Source organism: Micromonospora sp. NPDC005710, assembly GCF_040630995.1.
In the GTDB taxonomy this organism is placed as follows: domain Bacteria; phylum Actinomycetota; class Actinomycetes; order Mycobacteriales; family Micromonosporaceae; genus Micromonospora.
In genome coordinates this window covers 260272-277349 of the sequence record NZ_JBEXYP010000007.1, presented here as the reverse complement: position 1 = coordinate 277349, position 17078 = coordinate 260272, and the positions used below count along the sequence as shown (strand labels likewise).

The 17078-nt window shown below is 70.5% G+C and carries 20 protein-coding genes; 12 read left to right on the top strand and 8 right to left on the bottom strand.

What is annotated here, in order from left to right; translation table 11 throughout:
* Positions 1 to 3: 3 nt before the first annotated feature.
* Together ABZ406_RS12735 and ABZ406_RS12730 are read right to left on the bottom strand one after the other, a co-directional pair.
* Positions 4 to 840 (bottom strand): cytochrome c, encoded by an 837-nt coding sequence (locus tag ABZ406_RS12735; RefSeq protein ID WP_357759707.1) that lies wholly within the window; start codon positions 838 to 840, stop codon positions 4 to 6.
* A 70-nt stretch (positions 841 to 910) separates the two neighbouring features.
* Complete coding sequence (locus ABZ406_RS12730) at positions 911 to 1510, bottom strand: heme-copper oxidase subunit III (protein ID WP_124820713.1); 600 nt, start codon at positions 1508 to 1510, stop codon at positions 911 to 913.
* A gap of 99 nt (positions 1511 to 1609) precedes the next feature.
* On the opposite strand from ABZ406_RS12730, the gene ABZ406_RS12725 reads away from it, so the two are divergent.
* From ABZ406_RS12725 to ABZ406_RS12710, 4 genes are all read left to right on the top strand, one after another.
* Complete coding sequence (locus ABZ406_RS12725; RefSeq protein ID WP_357759772.1) at positions 1610 to 2539, top strand: cytochrome c oxidase assembly protein; 930 nt, start codon at positions 1610 to 1612, stop codon at positions 2537 to 2539.
* Positions 2540 to 2647: 108 nt separating this feature from the next.
* The gene (locus tag ABZ406_RS12720; RefSeq protein ID WP_357759704.1) at positions 2648 to 3043 is read left to right on the top strand and encodes a hypothetical protein; all 396 of its coding nucleotides are present in this window, start codon (positions 2648 to 2650) and stop codon (positions 3041 to 3043) included.
* A 90-nt stretch (positions 3044 to 3133) separates the two neighbouring features.
* Positions 3134 to 4192, top strand: a complete 1059-nt coding sequence (gene trpD / locus ABZ406_RS12715; RefSeq protein ID WP_357759701.1) for an anthranilate phosphoribosyltransferase — start codon at positions 3134 to 3136, stop codon at positions 4190 to 4192.
* Between the two features lie 266 nt (positions 4193 to 4458).
* A complete protein-coding gene (locus ABZ406_RS12710) occupies positions 4459 to 4659 on the top strand; it encodes a hypothetical protein (RefSeq protein WP_357759699.1) in 201 nt (66 codons plus the stop codon).
* A gap of 107 nt (positions 4660 to 4766) precedes the next feature.
* On the opposite strand, the gene ABZ406_RS12705 is transcribed toward ABZ406_RS12710, so the two are convergent.
* Together ABZ406_RS12705 and coxB are read right to left on the bottom strand one after the other, a co-directional pair.
* Positions 4767 to 5192, bottom strand: coding sequence for a cytochrome c oxidase subunit 4 (locus tag ABZ406_RS12705; protein WP_357759696.1), 426 nt, complete (start codon positions 5190 to 5192; stop codon positions 4767 to 4769).
* Between the two features lie 9 nt (positions 5193 to 5201).
* Complete coding sequence (coxB, locus tag ABZ406_RS12700) at positions 5202 to 6173, bottom strand: cytochrome c oxidase subunit II (RefSeq protein ID WP_357759693.1); 972 nt, start codon at positions 6171 to 6173, stop codon at positions 5202 to 5204.
* Positions 6174 to 6403: 230 nt separating this feature from the next.
* On the opposite strand from coxB, the gene ABZ406_RS12695 reads away from it, so the two are divergent.
* Positions 6404 to 7555, top strand: coding sequence for an aminotransferase class V-fold PLP-dependent enzyme (locus ABZ406_RS12695; RefSeq protein ID WP_357759690.1), 1152 nt, complete (start codon positions 6404 to 6406; stop codon positions 7553 to 7555).
* The gene (locus ABZ406_RS12690; protein WP_357759687.1) at positions 7552 to 7785 is read left to right on the top strand and encodes a sulfurtransferase TusA family protein; all 234 of its coding nucleotides are present in this window, start codon (positions 7552 to 7554) and stop codon (positions 7783 to 7785) included. The genes ABZ406_RS12695 and ABZ406_RS12690 overlap by 4 nt, the downstream gene beginning before the upstream one ends.
* 6 nt (positions 7786 to 7791) lie before the next feature.
* Here the strand turns inward: ABZ406_RS12690 and ABZ406_RS12685 are convergent, their stop codons facing one another.
* Complete coding sequence (locus ABZ406_RS12685; protein WP_357759684.1) at positions 7792 to 8085, bottom strand: hypothetical protein; 294 nt, start codon at positions 8083 to 8085, stop codon at positions 7792 to 7794.
* A 94-nt stretch (positions 8086 to 8179) separates the two neighbouring features.
* On the opposite strand from ABZ406_RS12685, the gene ABZ406_RS12680 reads away from it, so the two are divergent.
* Together ABZ406_RS12680 and ABZ406_RS12675 are read left to right on the top strand one after the other, a co-directional pair.
* The gene (locus tag ABZ406_RS12680) at positions 8180 to 9028 is read left to right on the top strand and encodes a helix-turn-helix transcriptional regulator (protein ID WP_357759681.1); all 849 of its coding nucleotides are present in this window, start codon (positions 8180 to 8182) and stop codon (positions 9026 to 9028) included.
* A 14-nt stretch (positions 9029 to 9042) separates the two neighbouring features.
* On the top strand, positions 9043 to 9261 hold the full coding sequence (locus ABZ406_RS12675) for a DUF397 domain-containing protein (protein ID WP_357759678.1): 219 nt from the start codon (positions 9043 to 9045) through the stop codon (positions 9259 to 9261).
* Between the two features lie 472 nt (positions 9262 to 9733).
* On the opposite strand, the gene ABZ406_RS12670 is transcribed toward ABZ406_RS12675, so the two are convergent.
* From ABZ406_RS12670 to ABZ406_RS12660, 3 genes are all read right to left on the bottom strand, one after another.
* The gene (locus ABZ406_RS12670) at positions 9734 to 10711 is read right to left on the bottom strand and encodes a carbohydrate kinase family protein (RefSeq protein ID WP_357759675.1); all 978 of its coding nucleotides are present in this window, start codon (positions 10709 to 10711) and stop codon (positions 9734 to 9736) included.
* A gap of 194 nt (positions 10712 to 10905) precedes the next feature.
* On the bottom strand, positions 10906 to 11274 hold the full coding sequence (erpA, locus tag ABZ406_RS12665) for an iron-sulfur cluster insertion protein ErpA (RefSeq protein WP_357759673.1): 369 nt from the start codon (positions 11272 to 11274) through the stop codon (positions 10906 to 10908).
* Positions 11275 to 11456: 182 nt separating this feature from the next.
* Positions 11457 to 12596, bottom strand: a complete 1140-nt coding sequence (locus ABZ406_RS12660; protein ID WP_357759671.1) for a glycerate kinase — start codon at positions 12594 to 12596, stop codon at positions 11457 to 11459.
* 68 nt (positions 12597 to 12664) lie between these two features.
* Here ABZ406_RS12660 and nadA point away from each other — a divergent pair, with 68 nt between their 5' ends.
* From nadA to ABZ406_RS12640, 4 genes are all read left to right on the top strand, one after another.
* Positions 12665 to 13864, top strand: coding sequence for a quinolinate synthase NadA (gene nadA, locus ABZ406_RS12655; protein ID WP_357759669.1), 1200 nt, complete (start codon positions 12665 to 12667; stop codon positions 13862 to 13864).
* A 209-nt stretch (positions 13865 to 14073) separates the two neighbouring features.
* Positions 14074 to 15429 carry a UDP-N-acetylglucosamine 1-carboxyvinyltransferase gene (gene murA / locus ABZ406_RS12650; RefSeq protein WP_357759666.1) on the top strand — a complete coding sequence of 452 codons (1356 nt, stop codon included), beginning with the start codon at positions 14074 to 14076 and terminating at the stop codon, positions 15427 to 15429.
* A gap of 114 nt (positions 15430 to 15543) precedes the next feature.
* Complete coding sequence (locus tag ABZ406_RS12645; protein WP_357759663.1) at positions 15544 to 16137, top strand: DUF3043 domain-containing protein; 594 nt, start codon at positions 15544 to 15546, stop codon at positions 16135 to 16137.
* Positions 16138 to 16308: 171 nt separating this feature from the next.
* The gene (locus ABZ406_RS12640; RefSeq protein WP_357759660.1) at positions 16309 to 16869 is read left to right on the top strand and encodes an XRE family transcriptional regulator; all 561 of its coding nucleotides are present in this window, start codon (positions 16309 to 16311) and stop codon (positions 16867 to 16869) included.
* Positions 16870 to 17078 lie beyond the last annotated feature (209 nt).

Below are 17078 nucleotides of genomic sequence, written 5' to 3'. Positions count from 1 at the left end.
CGATCACGACTTACCCGCAATCCACAGGCTAGCGAAGACGAGCGCCACGATGCCAATCAGGAAGATAGCCAGACCCTCGGTGGAGGGGCCGTACCGCCCGAGGTTGAACCCACCCGGGTCCTGGTCGTGCTTCAGCGTCTCCTGGATGTAGGCGATGATGTCGGCCTTCTGCTCCGGCCGGAGCTGGTTGTCGCCGAACACCGGCATGTTCTGCGGGCCGCTCAACATCGCCGCGTAGATCTGGCGGTCGGTGGCGGGGTGCAGGCTCGGGGCGAACTTGCCCGAGGAGAGTGCACCGCCGCCGCCACCGAAGGCGTGGCACTGCGAGCAGTTGATCCGGAACAGCTCACCGCCGGAGGCGACGTTGCCGTCCTCCCGGAGGTCGTCGCCCGCGGGCACGACCGGGCCGCCGCCAAGCTCCTGGATGTACTGGGCCAGCTGACGGGTCTGCTCGTCGGTGAAGACCGGAGGCTTGCGGTGCGCCTGGGCCTCCTGGCGGGCCAGTGGCATCCGCCCGGAGCTGACCTGGAACTCGACAGATGCCGCGCCCACACCGATCAGGCTCGGTCCGCGGCCCTCGACACCCTGGGCGTTACGGCCGTGGCAGGTCACGCAGCTCACGTCGAACAGCGCCTTGCCCTCGGCGGCGGCGCCGGTCAGCTGGGGGTTGTCCTGTGCCTGGGCGCCCGGGGCGAAGACTGTGTATGCGCCGCCCGCGAGCATCAGCGCGGCGATCAGCCGGACCGCGGCGCCCAGCCGGCGGCGGCCCCTGCTGCGCGCGGCGGGCCGCTCGCGCAACCGCGCGAGCAGACCGCGTCGGCGGTCGTTGTCAGAAGTCATGAGCGGTGTCCTTAACCGGTTGGACCTGTCTCAGGGGACGGAGCAGCAGCGCGGAATGTGACGCGCAAGATCACTGGAGCCAGTAGATCATGGCGTACAGCCCGATCCACACGACGTCGACGAAGTGCCAGTAGTACGACACGACGATCGCCGACGTCGCCTGCGCCGGAGTGAACCGGCCCATGGTCGTACGGACCATGAAGATGATGAAGGCGATCAGACCACCTGTCACGTGCAGGCCGTGGAAGCCGGTGGTCAGGTAGAACACCGACCCGTACCCGTCTCCGTTGATCTTGATGCCGTCCTCGACCAGGTGCCGGTACTCGTTCAGCTGGCCGAGCACGAAGATCAGGCCCATCACGAAGGTGACGGTGAACCAGCGCCGCAGCGCGTGCACGTCACCCTTCTCCGCCGCGAAGACGCCGAGCTGGCACGTCACCGAGGACAGCACCAGGATCACCGTGAAGGTGGTCGCGTACGGGATGTTCAGCGCCTCGGTGTGCTTCTCCCACTGCTCCGGCGCAGCCGCGCGGATGGAGAAGTACATCGCGAACAGCGCCGCGAAGAACATGAGTTCGCTGGAGAGCCACACGATCGTCCCGACGCTGACCATGTTCGGTCGGGTCAGAGAGTGGATCCGGCTCTTGTCAATGGCTGGGGCCGCAGTCACGCCGTCATTATTGCCCCTGACCGGGGCCGGCGATCAGCGGGGTGGCAAACCTGCGCCTTCCGTGGCCCGAGCGTCACGGTCCGGTTCGCCTGGCCTAGCCTGAAAAGCGTGCTGCACGTCGATCCGATCTTCGCCGCCACCTCGGCCCCGCCGCCGTTCACCGTCGGCGCGGTGCTGACCGAGACCCGGCTGGACAGCTGGCTGGCCCTCGGCCTGGTGCTCGCCGCCGGCCTCTATCTCTACGGGGTGTACCGGCTGCGCCTGCGTGGCGACCGCTGGCCGGTCATCCGGACCGTGTTCTTCCTCGGCCCCGGGCTGGGCGGCATCGCGCTCGTCACGGTCAGCGGGCTGCACGCGTACGACACCGCACTGCTGTCCGTGCACATGATCCAGCACATGGTGCTCTCCATGGTGGCGCCGATCTTCCTGGCGCTCGGCGCGCCGATGACCCTGGCCCTGCGCACCCTGCCGGTCCGGCCCCGTAAGCGCCTGCTCGCGATCGTGCACAGCCGCGTCGCCCGGGTCTACAGCTTCCCGCTGGTGGCGTTCGCCATCTTCGTGGTCAACCCGTTCGTGCTGTACTTCAGTGACCTGTACCGCTACACCCTCGAACACGCCTGGGCGCACGAGCTGGTGCACGCGCACTTCATCATGACCGGCTGCGTGTTCTTCTGGCCGCTGCTCGGCCTCGACCCGCTGCCCGGCCGCTGGCCGTACCCGGCCCGGGCGCTGCTGATGCTGCTCTCCGTGCCGTTCCACACAGTGCTCGGCCTCACCATCATGCAGAGCAGCACGCTGTTCGGCGGCGACTGGTACCCGTCGCTCAACCTCGGTTGGGTCGACCCCTGGCAGGACCAGGTGGTCGCCGGCGGCATCCTCTGGGCCGGCGGCGAGTTCGTCAGTGTGACGATGCTCGCGGTGCTGGTGGTGCAGTGGGTCAAGCAGTCCGAGCGGGAGGCCCGCCGGGTGGACCGCGAGCTGGACCGCCAGGAGGCCCGCGAGCGCGCCGCCGACACCGCGCCCGCCTGAGCTGCCCGGACGGTACGCCCCGACGCGCGACGTCGGGCGGGATGTCGGCTGCGTCACGCCGACCGGTACGATCTCCGAGCAGCTACGAAGTGGAAGCGGAGTGCCGGCATGAGTGATCGACTTTGCACCGTGTTGCTCTACAGCGACGACCCGCAGGTCCGTGATCGGATGCGGATGGCAGTCGGCACCCGACCCGCGCCGGGTCTGCAGATCGAGTTCGTCGACGCGTCCACCTACGCGGAGACCATCCGGCTCGTCGACGACTACGAGATCGACCTGCTGGTGCTCGACGGTGAGGCGAGCCCGGGCGGCGGCATCGGCATCGCCCGGCAGATCAAGGACGACCGGGACGACGCTCCCCCGACCTGTCTGGTGATCGCCCGCGCCGCCGACCGATGGCTCGCCGCGTACGCCGAGGTCGACGCGACGCTTGTCCACCCGCTCGACCCGGTGACCACCGGCGGCACGGTGGCCGAGCTGCTGCGGACGCACGCACCCGCCTGACGTCCCACGCTCCTCCGGCACCCCACGGCGCCGGATCTCCTCGGCGCCGGTTCCAGCCCACCCGCACTTCGCATGCTCGGGAGGCCCGCCATGGGCGATCGGACCTGGCCGCACCTGCTCAACGCGCTGCTGCGCGGTGACGAACTTTCCACCGCCGACACCGCGTGGGCGATGGACGAGATCATGACCGGCTCGGCGAGCGCGGCGCAGATCGCCGCCTTCGCCGTGGCGCTGCGAGCCAAGGGCGAGACCCCCGCGGAGCTGGCCGGCCTGGTGGAGGCGATGCTGGGTCGTGCGGTCCCGGTGGCGCTGCCCGAGGAGCTGCGCCGTACCGCGCTCGACGTGGTCGGCACCGGCGGTGACCTCGCCCACACGGTGAACATCTCCACGATGACGGCGTTGGTGGTCGCCGGCGCTGGCGTCCGCGTCGTGAAGCACGGCAACCGGGCCGCCTCATCCCTGTGCGGCACTGCCGACCTGCTGGAATTCCTCGGCATCCCGCTCGACCTCGGCCCGGAGCAGGTCGTCCGCTGTGTCGAGGAGGCCGGCATCGGCTTCTGCTTCGCGGCCCGCTTCCACCCGGGGATGCGGCACGCCGGCCCGGTCCGTCGCGAGGTGGGCGTGCCCACCTTCTTCAACTTCCTCGGCCCCCTGACCAACCCGGCCCGCCCCCGGGCCGGCGCGGTGGGCTGCTTCGACCTCCGGATGGCCCCGGTGATGGCGAGCGTGTTCGCGGGCCGTGGTGACTCGGCGATCGTGATGCGCGGCGAGGACGGGCTGGACGAGTTCACCACCGCGGCACCGACCCGGATCTGGGCGGCCCAGGGCGGCACCGTACGCGAGGCCGTGCTGGACGCGACGGACCTGGGTGTGCCCCGGTCCACCCTGGCGGACCTGCGGGGCGGTGACGCCGCGTACAACGCGGGGGTGGCCCGTCGCCTGTTGGCCGGCGAGACGGGCCCGGTCCGGGACGCGGTGCTGGTCAACGCGGCGGCGGCGCTTGCCACCCAGGGCCCGCTGGACGGCGACCTCACCGAGGCCCTGCGCGCCGGCCTGGCCCGCGCGGCCGAGTCGATCGACTCGGGCGCTGCCGCCGCGACCCTGGACCGCTGGATCGAGACCGCCACCGCTGACCTCACCACCGCCTGACCCGTCAGCGCCCGCATCGTCCGTCGGCAGGTGGCGTCCCGGCCGGTGATCGACTCGGTTTCCGTGAAACCGCGGTGTCCCGGCAGCTCGGATGCCCCTACGTCAATGATGTCGAGTCGATCACGTGCCGAATCGGCCGGTGGACCACCGTGCGCGGAGATTTGTCGGACCCGTCTGGGAAACTACAGGTGAGTAGTTCTCTGCTGCCGTCGGTGCGCCGTTGTCGCATCCGGGGGCGGTCCGCCTGGTTTCGAGAGGAGACGCCCGTGTCGCATCGCGAGCTTCACTGCGACGTCTGCGAGGGGGTGGCGCTGTTCGAGGCGCCGCCCTGCGTCGACGCCCATGGCACCGACTGTCCAGAGCTGATCTGCACCGGTTGCGGCGCCGCCGTGCTGGTCAGCACGTTCACCTTCCCGGCCATCCGGCTGACCGCCCGCCGCCAGCCCGCCCGCCGGCGCGCCGCCTGACCCCGGCGCCACCCGAGCGCAGCCTGCACCGTGACCGAAGGCCCGCTCCCCTCTCGGGGAACGGGCCTTCGTCGTGCCAGGTCGGTCGCGACGGCGACCGGGGTGGGTCAGTGCTCGGCGGTACGCCGGGTGCCGCTGTAGTACTCGAACAGGAGCCCGCAGGCGGCGAAGACAACTGCCAGCAGGCCGCCGCCGATCAGCCAGAACTGCCAGAACACCAGGCCGAGCGCGGCGATCGCGGCAGCCAGCGCCAGACCGAACGGCCAGTAGCTGCCCGGGCTGAAGAAGCCGACCTCACCAGCGCCGTCGGCGATCTCGGCGTCCGGGCGGTCCTCCGGGCGGAGGTCGATGCGGCGGGAGACGAACCAGAAGAAGCCCCCGCACATCGAGCAGAGCAGGAACGACAGGAGCAGGGCGACCGTGCCGACCCACTCGACGCCGCCCGACTCCCCGTGCGTCCAGGCGCCGTAGAGGATGGTGGCACCGAAGAGGAACCCGGCGATGATCAGGAAGATACGCCACTCGGTCTTCATGCGGCTGCCTCAGCTTCCCGTGCGGGCCGGAGCGTCGTCCGGGTTGAAGTTGTCCTGCGTCCGCCGCGTGTCGAACGGCTGCGTGGTCTTCGCGTACGGCTGCTCGCCGATCGCGCTCAGCGCGTCCTGGGTGGACTTGCCGCTCTGCTTGGCCGCGAGGAACTGGTCGAACTTCTCCGGCGAGACCACCCGCAGCTCGAAATTCATGAACGCGTGGTAGCTGCCGCACAGTTCGGCGCAGCGCCCGACGTAGGCGCCCTCGGCGTCCAGGCTGGAGACCTCGAACACGTTGCGGATCTTGCCCGGCATGACGTCGCGCTTGAACAGCAGCTCCGGCACCCAGAACGAGTGGATGACGTCGCGGCTGGTCTCCTCGAACCGGATGGACCGGTTGGTCGGCAGCACCAGCACCGGGATGACCTCACTGGTGCCGAGCGTCGACGCCGTGGTGCGGGCTTCCGTGCCCTGACCGTCGCGGTAGTTGAACTGCCAGTTCCACTTGAAGGCGACGACCTCGACAGTGACGTCCGGGTTCTTCGACAACTTGTCGACGTCGGTCTGCACGATCGCCGTGTAGTAGAAGAGCACGGAGACGATCAGGATCGGCGCGATGGTGTAGAGGAACTCCATCGGCATGTTGTAGCGGGTCTGCACCGGCAGCGCGTTGCCACGCTTGCGGTAACGCACGACGCACCAGAAGATCAGGCCCCACACGAAGACGCCGACCGCGAGCGCGGCGATGCAGGAGGCGATCCACAGGTCGTACATCCGCTTGGACTCCGGCGAGATGCCGCCCTGCGGCCAGCCGAAGCCGTGGAACGTCTGACCGACGTCACAGCCGGTGAGCAGAACCAGCAACGCCACGCCACCGAGACCGAGCCCGGTCAGGCGACCAGCACCACGCCCCCGGCGTCCACCAACCCGTGGGGAAGCGCTGTGCCGTACGGCCGACGGCCGTACCTCCGAACTCCTTGCGACCACCTGGTCCTGCCTCCCTAGCGCGCCGCGGTGCGTCTTTCGTCAGCACCGGCGGCAAAGGCGTCACCGACGGTCGCAGATTACTCGACCATGGCGGACTCGGCGGTGGTGGGGTCACTGTCTCACCCCCATCGGGGGGATCCTGGGCATACCGCCGCGATAGCGTCTTGACGTGTGAGCGCGAGGAGCGAGCCGGGGTGGCGAGCCCCGCAGCCGCGAACGAAGGCAGGTCTGTGAGCGCATCCCCGGTCTACCTGGACGCGGCGACCGCCGCGCCGATGCACCCGGTCGCGCGGCAGGCGCTGCTGGCCGCGTTCGACGACGGTTGGGCCGACCCGGGCAAGCTGTACACGCAGGCCCGCCGGGCTCGGCAACTACTCGACGCCGCCCGCGAGGCCACCGCGCTGACCCTCGGCGTCCGCGCCGACGAGGTCTCCTTCACCCCCAGCGGTACGACGGCAGCGCACGGCGCGGTGCTCGGTGGCCTGTTGGGGCGGCGCCGGGTCGGGTCGACGCTCGTGCACTCGGCGATCGAGCACTCGGCGGTGCTGCACGCCGGGGAGCGGCACGTCGGCGCGGGCGGGTCCGCCACCGAGGTGCCGGTGGACCGGTTGGGCCGGCTGGACCTGACGGCGTGGTCGAGCGCCGTTGCCGCTCCGGGGGTCGCGTTGGCCGCGTTGATCACCGCCAGTCATGAGGTGGGTACGGTGCAGCCGGTCGCCGAGGCGGCTGCCGCGTGCGCCGACGCGGGGGTGCCGCTGTACGTGGACGCGGCGCAGTCGGTGGGCCGGGTGCCAGTGCCGGCCGGTTGGTCGGTGCTCACGGCGAGCGCCCACAAGTGGGGCGGGCCACCCGGGGTGGGGGTGCTCGTGGTCCGTAAGGGCGCCCGCTGGGAGTCGCCGTGGCCGGCCGACGAGCGGGAGGGTGGACGTACCCCCGGGGTGGTGAATCTCCCGGCGGTCGTGGCGGCGGCGGCGAGCCTGCGGGCGGCGGCGGCCGACGCGGCGGCCGAGGCGACCCGGCTGGCCGCCCTGGTGGACCGGGTCCGCGAGCGGGTCGCGGCGGAGGTGCCCGACGTGGAGGTGGTTGGCGACCCGGTGCTCCGGCTCCCCCACCTGGTCACCTTCTCCTGCCTGTACGTCGACGGGGAGGCGCTGCTGCACGCCCTGGACCGGCGGGGGTTCGCCGTGTCGTCCGGTTCGTCCTGCACCTCGTCCACGTTGCGCCCGTCGCACGTGTTGGAGGCGATGGGGGTGCTCTCGCACGGCAACGTGCGGGTCAGCCTGCACCGGGAGACGACCGAGGCGGACGTGGAGCGGTTCCTGGGCGAGTTGCCGGGGATCGTCGCCGGGCTGCGCGCCGAGGCCGGGGTGGTTGGGCTGTGACGATGCCGGACGAGGTGATCGACTGCCGGGGGCAACGATGCCCGCTGCCGGTGATCGCGGTGGCCCGGAGGATGCCCGAGGTGCCGGTCGGCACCGTGGTCCGGGTGCTGGCCGACGACCCGGCGGCGGCGGTCGACATCCCCGCCTGGTGCCGGATGCGCGGCCAGGAGTTCCTCGGCTCGGTAGACGGCCCGGACGGCCCCGCCCACGACGTCCGCCGCACCCACTAATCCACGTCATTCGTCGATCCAGACCAGCCTCAGTCGACGGCCCGACCGAGCAAAGAGCCGCACCGCGCTGTCCGGGCTCCGAAACCTCCCGGTGTACGCCTGTCCGTCGTCGCAGAGCAGGGCGCTGTCCTCGAATGCGAGACCCCACGCGAAGACGCGTCCGTCTATCCGGTCCCCGTACTCCTCGCAGATTGCGAAGCGCCGGGGTGCGAAGGCGTTGACCAGCTCGACCAGCATCAGGTGAAACTCTTCCTGTGTGCCGAGCGGTGCGGTAGCCGGATCGAGCATGGACACCTCCAACTAGACATAGCTATACGTATAGCCGCCTGCCTTGCGCAATGGAAGAGGGGACGGCAAAATAGCTCCCACCGTCGACCCACTGGAGGCGAGTTCGATGGGACCACGCACCGACCCCTCGGCCCTGCGCTGGCTCATCGGCGCCGAACTCGGCCGCTACCGCCGCGAGGCGACGATGACGCTCGCCGAGCTGGCCGCCAGAACCGGCATCGGCAAGCCGAAGCTCGGTCACATGGAGACCGGGCGCTACCAGCAGTTCCCGGAGGACATCGCGACAGTGCTGCGGGCCTGCGGCGCGGACCAACCCGCGATCGACCGACTCACCACGCTCGCCACCCGCTCTGACGCCAAGACCTGGTGGGCACCGTGGGCCGCGGTGATGCCCGACTGGTTCAAGACGTACGTGGGCTTGGAAGGGCTGGCCGACGGCGCGTTCGTCTTCGAGTCGATGGTCATCCCCGGCCTGCTTCAGACCGAGGACTACGCCCAGGCGCTCACCCTCGGCACCGGGTTCGTCCGCCCCGACCACGCCGAGCGATTCGTGTCGTTTCGGCAGACGCGGGCTCGACGGCTCACCGACGACGACCCGCTCGTCCTGCATGCGGTCATCGGCGAGGCGGCCCTGCGGCTGCGGGTCAACGGCGACGAGACCCGTCGCGCCCAACTCGCACACCTGATCACCATGTCCGAATTGCCGAACGTCACAGTGCAGGTGCTCCGCCCCGAGGACGGGCCGCATGCCGCTGGCGCGATCGGCAAGTTCGTCCTGCTGGACTTCGTTCACGTCCGGCCGATCGCCTACACCGAGGTGCTCGACGGGGCGATGTACGTGCAGGATCCGGACGGTGTGCGGACCTATAACATGGTGGCAGACAACCTGCGCCAGGTCGCCCTCTCGCCCGCCGAATCGCGCGCGTTGATCAGGGAGCTGGCCGGCGCGGCCTAGCCCCGGAGGCCACCGTGCCCACCCCCGACCTCGCCACCGCCCGCTGGTCCGTCAGCAGCCGCAGCACCAACAACGGCGACTGCGTGGAATGCGCCGTCCTGCCCGGGCAGATGGCAGTGCGAGACAGCAAGGACCCATCGGGTCCCGTGCTCGTCTTCCCCGCGTACCAGTGGTCAGCCTTCATCGCCGTAACCGGCGTGCTGCCGTCCGGAAGCACCCAGGCACCTCGCTGAACGTCGCATCGCGTCCCCCCCTGCACTCCTCTCGATCGCTTGACGCTCAGCATGCGCCCCGCCCGCGCCGATGTTGCAGTTTCAGTCGCCGATATGCGCGGAATACTCCGTTAGGTCGCGACAGTAAGCGCAAGATCGCGGAGGCGGCAGCCCACCCTGGTCGATCATGGAGTTACGGTGCCTGGTTTGGCTCGGCGTGGGCACTTTGTCACCCACCACAACTCCATGATCGACCGGACAGCGCCGGGTGACGAACAGCCACTCCGTCTAGCGCAACGGTGTTGCACTGCTGAGCGTCAACCGATCAAGAAACGCCGGGCTTGTGGGGCGGCGGCCTCAACCGCACGATCGGCCTTGGTAACGACACTGCCGTCCGACTTCAGCTCCCGAGGAAGCTCGGCGAGGGCAGCAAAGCACCGGAGGCCCACCGCAGCACCGGCGAGAGCAGCACGGCGAGCGACCGACAGGTCACTCATGGCAGCAGGTGGGGGCGGACCTCTTCTGCTGCGGCGTCGCCGTAGGACTCGGCGAGCCGCTTGACGAACAGGTCGCGGCGGACCTCGTACTCCTGGGTGCCGACGGTCTCCAGGACCAGCGTGGCCAGCAACGAGCCGACCTGGGCGGCCCGCTCCAGGCCGAGGCCCCAGGAGAGCGCGGTGAAGAAGCCCGCCCGGAAGCCGTCGCCGACGCCGGTCGGGTCGACCGCCCGAATCTCCCGCGCGATGGGCACGTGGATCGGGTCGATGCCGCGCCCGGCGATCTCCACACCGTGCTTGCCCAGCGTGGTGACCCGCACCTTGACCAGGTCCAGCAGTTGGTCGTCGCTGAGCTGCGTCTTGGACTGCAGCAGCGACTTCTCGTAGTCGTTGGTCATCAGGTACTCGGCGCCTTCGATGAGCGCCACCACGTCCTCGCCGGGCATCCGGGCGAGCTGCTGGGACGGGTCGGCGGCGAAGGCGTACCCGCGGCTGCGGCACTCGGCCGAGTGGCGCAACATCGCCTCGGGGTCGTTGGCGCCGACCAGCACCAGGTCCAGACCGCCGAGCCGGTCGGCGACCGGGGCCAGCTCGATGTTGCGGGCCTCGCTCATCGCACCCGCGTAGAACGACGCGATCTGGCACATGTCGGTGTCGGTGGTGCAGACGAAGCGGGCGGTGTGCGCCACCTCGCTGATGTGCACCGAGTCGCAGTCCACGCCGTGGCGCTCCAGCCAGGAGCGGTAGTCGGCGAAGTCCGCCCCCACCGCGCCGAGCAGCACCGGACGCATCCCGAGCTGGCCCATCCCGAAGGAGATGTTCGCCGCCACACCACCGCGGCGCAGCACCAGGTCGTCGACCAGGAACGAGAGGGACACCTTGTGCAGCTGATCGGCGATGAGCTGATCGGCGAAGCGACCGGGGAAGCTCATCAGGTGATCGGTGGCGATCGAGCCGGTGACGGCGATCTTCATGTCAACCCTCGGGGTCGGGAGCAGGGCGCGGTCAGCCTACCGGCACGGCAACCCGATGGTCACCGCTCGGTCGGACAACGGAAACCAAACCGCCACTGCCTGCGTCGGGACCGCTCCCAGGCCGGCGCGACCGCCCGCGGGTACGACGATGGGGCCGTCCCGCGGGACGGCCCCATCGTGGTGCGGAGTGTGACTCAGTTGAAGGAGTCACCGCAGGCGCAGGAGTTGCCCGCGTTGGGGTTGTCGATGGTGAAGCCCTGGGCGTCGATACGGTCGGCGAAGTCGATCTTCGCGCCGGAAAGGTACGGGGCGCTCATCCGGTCGACGACGACCCCGACACCGTCGAAGTCGGTCACGACGTCACCGTCGAGCGAACGCTCGTCGAAGAAGAGCTGGTACCGCAGGCCGGAACAGCCGCCCGGCTGCACGGCGACGCGGAGCCGCAGGTCGTCGCGGCCCTCCTGCTCGATCAGGGCCTTGACCTTCTGCGCCGCGACGTCGGTGAGGACGACGGAAGTAGGGGCCTGGGCCTCGGTCGACTCGGTCTGCGCTGGCGTGGTCACGTGGAAGTCTCCCTGCGCGGTTTTGGGTCCGGACGCACTGGCCAACGTCGCGCGCCGTCCAGTGATTCCCGGTTGTGGTCCTCAGCCGATCGTACGCCGCCCCGGCCGGGCACACCTGCGTGGCGTGACGGCCGCCCCAGGTCGGCCCCGGTCGGGGGTGGGGACCCGGGCGGGCGGGACGCTCAACGGCTCCACTGCCGGGCCAGCCGGGCGCCCAGCTCGCGCAGCCCCTCCGCGGGCCGGCTCAGCGCGGCGTCGAGCCCGCCACCCTCCTCGCCGCCGAAGTGCTCCACCAGGCTGTAGGCGTCGGTCACGCCGGCCGAGGCGGCCTCCCGCCGGCCGGTGCTCACCTGCCCGGCCACCACCACGCAGGGCACTCCCCGGTCGCGGGCGGCACCGGCCACGCCGGCGACGACCTTGCCGCGCAGCGACTGGTGGTCGAACGACCCCTCACCGGTGATCACCAGGTCGGCGGTGTCCAGGGCGTCGTCGAGTCGGGTGGCAGTGGTGACCAGGCCGATGCCGGAGTCGCTGTCGCCGCCCAGGGCGAGCAGCGCGGCACCGATGCCGCCGGCCGCCCCACCCCCGGGCAGCGCGCCCAGCCCCGGCGGGCAGCCGGTCAGGTCCCGTTCCAGCACCGCCGCGAAACGCTCCAGGGCGGCGTCGAGCAGCAGCACGTCGGCCCGGTCGGCGCCCTTCTGCGGCCCGAACACGTTGCTCGCGCCGTGCAGGCCGAGCAGGGGGTTGTCCACGTCGGTGGCCGCGACCAGCCGGACGCCACGCAGTCGGGGTGCGCCGTCGAGCGCGTCGACGGCGGCGAGCGCCGCCCCGCCGTACGGCAGAGCGGCGCCGCCCTGGTCGAGGGGGGTCACGCCCAGCGCGGCGAGCATTCCGGCGCCGGCGTCGTTGGTGCCCGAGCCGCCCAGCCCGATCACCACGGTGCGGGCACCGCTCTCCACTGCGGCGGCCACCAGCAGACCCAGCCCGTACGAGGTGGTGGTCTTCGGGTCGCGCTCGGCAGCGGACAGCAGGTGCAGGCCGCACGCCTGAGCGCTCTCCAGGTAGGCGGTCGCGCCGTCGGCGGTGAGCAGGATCTCACCGACCGCCGGACGGCCCAGCGGGTCGACCGTCGGCACCGGCACGCGCCGGCCGCCGAGGGCTTCGGCGAGCACCTCCACGAAGCCAGGGCCGCCGTCGGCGAGGGGCCGGATCAGCAGATCGTCTCCGTCGGTGACGGTGCGCCAACCGGCGGCGACGGCGGCGGCCACCTCCGGTGCGGACAGGGTGCCGGCGAACTTGTCCGGGCAGAGCAGCACGCGCATGCCGAGCAGTGTGGCAGCCCACACCGAGCGGAGCTGCGGCGCGCTCGTGCTGTGGGACCATGGGCTACGTGACTTCGACCTGGGTGGAACCCTCCAACACCGCGACGGCCCTGCTGCTGCTCGGCCGGGGCAGCGACCCCGACACGGAGCGCGGCGTCGAGTGTCCGGGCGACCTGCCGGCGCCCAGCGACCCGGATCTGGTGGCCCGCGCGACCGCCGCGAAGGCGAAGCTGGGCAGCAAGGTCTTCGTGCTGGGGCACCACTACCAGCGCGACGAGGTGATCCAGTTCGCCGATGTGACAGGCGACTCGTTCAAGCTGGCCCGGGAGGCCGCGGCCCGCCCGGACGCGGAGTACATCGTCTTCTGCGGCGTGCACTTCATGGCCGAGAGCGCCGACATCCTCACCACCGACAGCCAGCGGGTGATCCTGCCCGACCTCGCGGCGGGTTGCTCGATGGCGGACATGGCGGTGCTGGGCCAGGTCGAGGCGGCGTGGGACACGCTCACCGAGCTGGGCATCGCCGGCGAGACGGTGCCGGTGACGTACATGAACTCCTCGGCGGACATCAAGGGTTTCGTGGGCCGCAACGGCGGTGTGGTCTGCACCTCGTCGAATGCCAAGCGCGCCCTGGACTGGGCCTTCGAGCAGGGGTCGAAGGTCCTGTTCCTGCCGGATCAGCACCTGGGCCGCAACACAGCGGTGCTGGAGATGGGCCTGTCCCTCGACGACTGCGTGCTCTACGACCCGCACAAGCCCGGTGGTGGGCTCACCCCTGAGCAGCTGCGCGACGCCAAGATGATCCTCTGGCGGGGGCACTGCTCGGTGCACGGCCGGTTCACGCTGGAGAGCGTCAACGACGTACGGGAGCGGGTGCCCGGGGTCAACGTCCTGGTCCACCCGGAGTGCCGGCACGAGGTGGTCACCGCCTCCGACCACGTGGGCTCGACCGAATACATCATCAAGACGATCGAGGCGGCTCCGGCCGGCTCGGCGTGGGCGCTCGGCACCGAGCTGAACCTGGTCCGCCGGCTCGCGCTGGCGCACCCGGACAAGCAGATCACGTTCCTGGACAAGGCCGTCTGCTACTGCTCGACGATGAACCGGATCGATCTGCCGCACCTGGTCTGGGCCCTGGAGGAACTGGTCGCGGGCCGGGTCGCCAACCAGATCACAGTGGATCCCGACACCGCACACCACGCCCGGGTCGCGCTGGACCAGATGCTCGCGCTGCCCGGCACGGACACTCCGCCACCGACGACAGCCTGATCACGATCCGTAGCGCTCTTGGTACACAAAAGTGCCGGATCACCGATTAATGCCACACACGCCGATGTGACAGAGTCCTTTTTCGTCACCGAGGGCTATGCTGCCGAAGCGACGACATACGCGGGCCGTTTCGACCTGGCCGCATCCGGGGTAGCGAGGTACAGGCACCCCACCATCAACACGGCAGCACCGACGCGCTGGAGGTTGCGTTGACCGACGACGTCCTGGTTGTGCACGGAGGTACTCCGCTCGAAGGGCGGATCCGCGTGCGCGGCGCGAAGAACCTGGTATCGAAGGCTATGGTCGCCGCGCTTCTCGGCGACAGCCCGAGCCGACTGTTCGACGTGCCAAAGATCCGCGACGTCGAGGTGGTGCGCGGCCTGCTCGGCCTGCACGGCGTCAAGGTCACCGACGGCACCGAGGACGGTGAGCTCGTCTTCGACCCGGCGAACGTGGAGAGCGCCAGCACCGACCAGATCAACGTGCACGCCGGTTCCAGCCGGATCCCGATCCTGTTCTGCGGCCCGCTGCTGCACCGCCTCGGGCACGCGTTCATCCCGGATCTGGGTGGCTGCCACATCGGCCCGCGTCCGATCGACTTCCACCTCCAAGCGCTGCGCGAGTTCGGTGCCACTGTCGAGAAGCGGCCGGAGGGTCTGCACCTGTCCGCGCCGAACGGGCTGCACGGCACGAAGTTCGCACTGCCGTACCCGAGCGTCGGCGCCACCGAGCAGGTGCTGCTGACCGCCGTGATGGCGGAGGGCGTCACCGAGCTGCGCAACGCCGCGGTCGAGCCGGAGATCATCGACCTGATCTGCATCCTGCAGAAGATGGGCGCGATCATCAAGGTCCACACCGACCGGGTGATCGAGATCCAGGGCGTGCCGAAGCTGCACGGCTACACGCACCGGCCGATCCCGGACCGGATCGAGGCGGCGAGCTGGGCGGCTGCCGCCCTGGCGACCCGCGGTCACGTCGAGGTGCTCGGCGCACAGCAGGCCGACATGATGACCTTCCTGAACATCTTCCGCTCGGTCGGCGGCGAGTACGAGGTCACCGACGCCCGCGCGCCGAAGCTGGGCGACCCCGGCCAGGAGGGCGGCATCCGCTTCTGGCACCCGGGTGGCGAGCTGAACGCCGTGGCGTTGGAGACCGACGTGCACCCCGGCTTCATGACCGACTGGCAGCAGCCGCTGGTCGTGGCGCTGACCCAGGCCCGCGGCCTGTCGATCGTCCACGAGACGGTCTACGAGCAGCGGCTCGGCTACACCGAGGCGCTCAACTCGATGGGCGCCAACATCCAGGTCTACCGGGACTGCCTCGGCGGCACCCCGTGCCGCTTCGGCCGGCGCAACTTCAAGCACTCCGCGGTGATCGCCGGGCCGAGCAAGCTGCACGCCGCCGATCTGGTCATCCCGGACCTGCGGGCCGGTTTCAGCCACCTGATCGCGGCGCTCGCGGCCGAGGGCACCTCCCGGGTGTACGGCGTGGACCTGATCAACCGGGGCTACGAGGACTTCGAGGCGAAGCTCGCGGACCTGGGAGCGCACACCGAGCGTCCGTAACCTCGGTCACCAGATCGTTCGGCCACGACGGCTCCGGGTCGCACTGCGACCCGGAGCCGTCGGCCGTTGGACCGCGATGTGCACGGCGTGCGAACCGTTGGCTACCCTTGCCGCGTGCCGTCGCTCTTTCGCCGCAAGTCCACCGACCTCGTCGACGAGGCCGTCACCTCGGTGACCCCCGAGGAGACCGCCGACCGTCCCCGGGGTTACACCCCGGCCAAGGGTCGGGAGACGCCGAAGCGGCCCACCGCCGGCCGTCGTCCGGCCGGCCCCAGCCGCCCCCTCACCAAGGAGGAGGAGCGGGAGCGTCGCCGCCAACTGCGCGCCGAGGCCGCGTCGGAGTTCCGCCGCGAGGGCGGCCCCCGCGACCGCGGCCCGGAGCGGCTGCTGGCCCGCAACGTGGTCGACTCCCGGCGTACCGTCGGCACCTGGTTCTTCGGTGGCGCGCTGATCGTGCTGGTCGGCTCGAACGCGGCAATGCCGGCGCCGGTCCGGTTGATCTCCAACGTGCTCTGGGGCGCGCTCGCGCTGGGCGTGGTCGTCGACTCGGTGCTGATCTGCCGCAAGATCAGCAAGTTGGTCCGGCAGCGCTTCCCGAAGTCCGACCAGCGGATGGGCTCGCTCTACCTCTACGCGGTCATGCGGTCGATCACTTTCCGGCGGATGCGCGCTCCGGCGCCCCAGGTCAAACTCGGCGAAAAGGTCTGACCCCGGGTTCCCGCACCTCCAGGATCCGCGCGACGTCCGCGAAACTGCTGCCTCAGCCAACCCGGAGGCAGCAGTTTCGCCGTATCTGCGCGGATCGTGCCGCACGTTCATCATGCTGAACGGGTTGCCCCTGTTCGCCACACCGAACGTTCGACCCCATGGAGCGAAGGCATGCCTTCGGAACCGGCTGCCCCGCTGGCCACCATCGCCGCCGCCCTGCGCCGGGAACGGGAACGGGTCGGCGTCTCGCTGACCGAGCTGGCCCGCCGGGCGGGGGTGGCCAAGTCCACGCTCTCCCAACTGGAGTCGGGAACCGGCAACCCGAGCGTGGAGACGCTCTGGTCGCTGGGCGTCGCCCTCGGTGTGCCGTTCAGCCGGTTGGTGGAGCCCTCGGACGACGGCGTACGGGTCATCCGGGCGGGCGACGGGCCCAACGTCCGCTCCGAGCAGGCGGATTTCAGCGGAACGCTGCTCAGCGCCGGCGCGGCGCACCTCCGCCGGGACGTCTACCTGATCAGGCTGGAACCGGGGGCGGTCCGGGTCGGACACGGACACACCCCGCGCAGCACCGAGCACGTGGTGGTCGCCGCCGGCCGACTGCGGGTAGGACCCGACACGAAGCCGGTGGAACTCGACCCCGGCGACTACGCCACGTTCCCCGGTGACGCCCCGCACCGTTACGAGGCGCTCGCTCCCGGTACCTTCGCCGTCCTCATCATGGAGCACCCCTGAACGAGGGCGGCGATCCCGCCGCAGCGGGCTGGGCTTCGAGTGCGGTAGGGTCGGAGTTCAGATTCGGTTATAGGACCAAATGTCCGAAACCAATGGGATAACGTTTGCGTCGGTGGGCGGCAGCACAGTGGCGGTGAGCGAGCCCACGCCGTTACCCTCCATCCGCAGCCACGGCCTGCCGGAGCGGCGATCTGACCAGCATGTGCGGC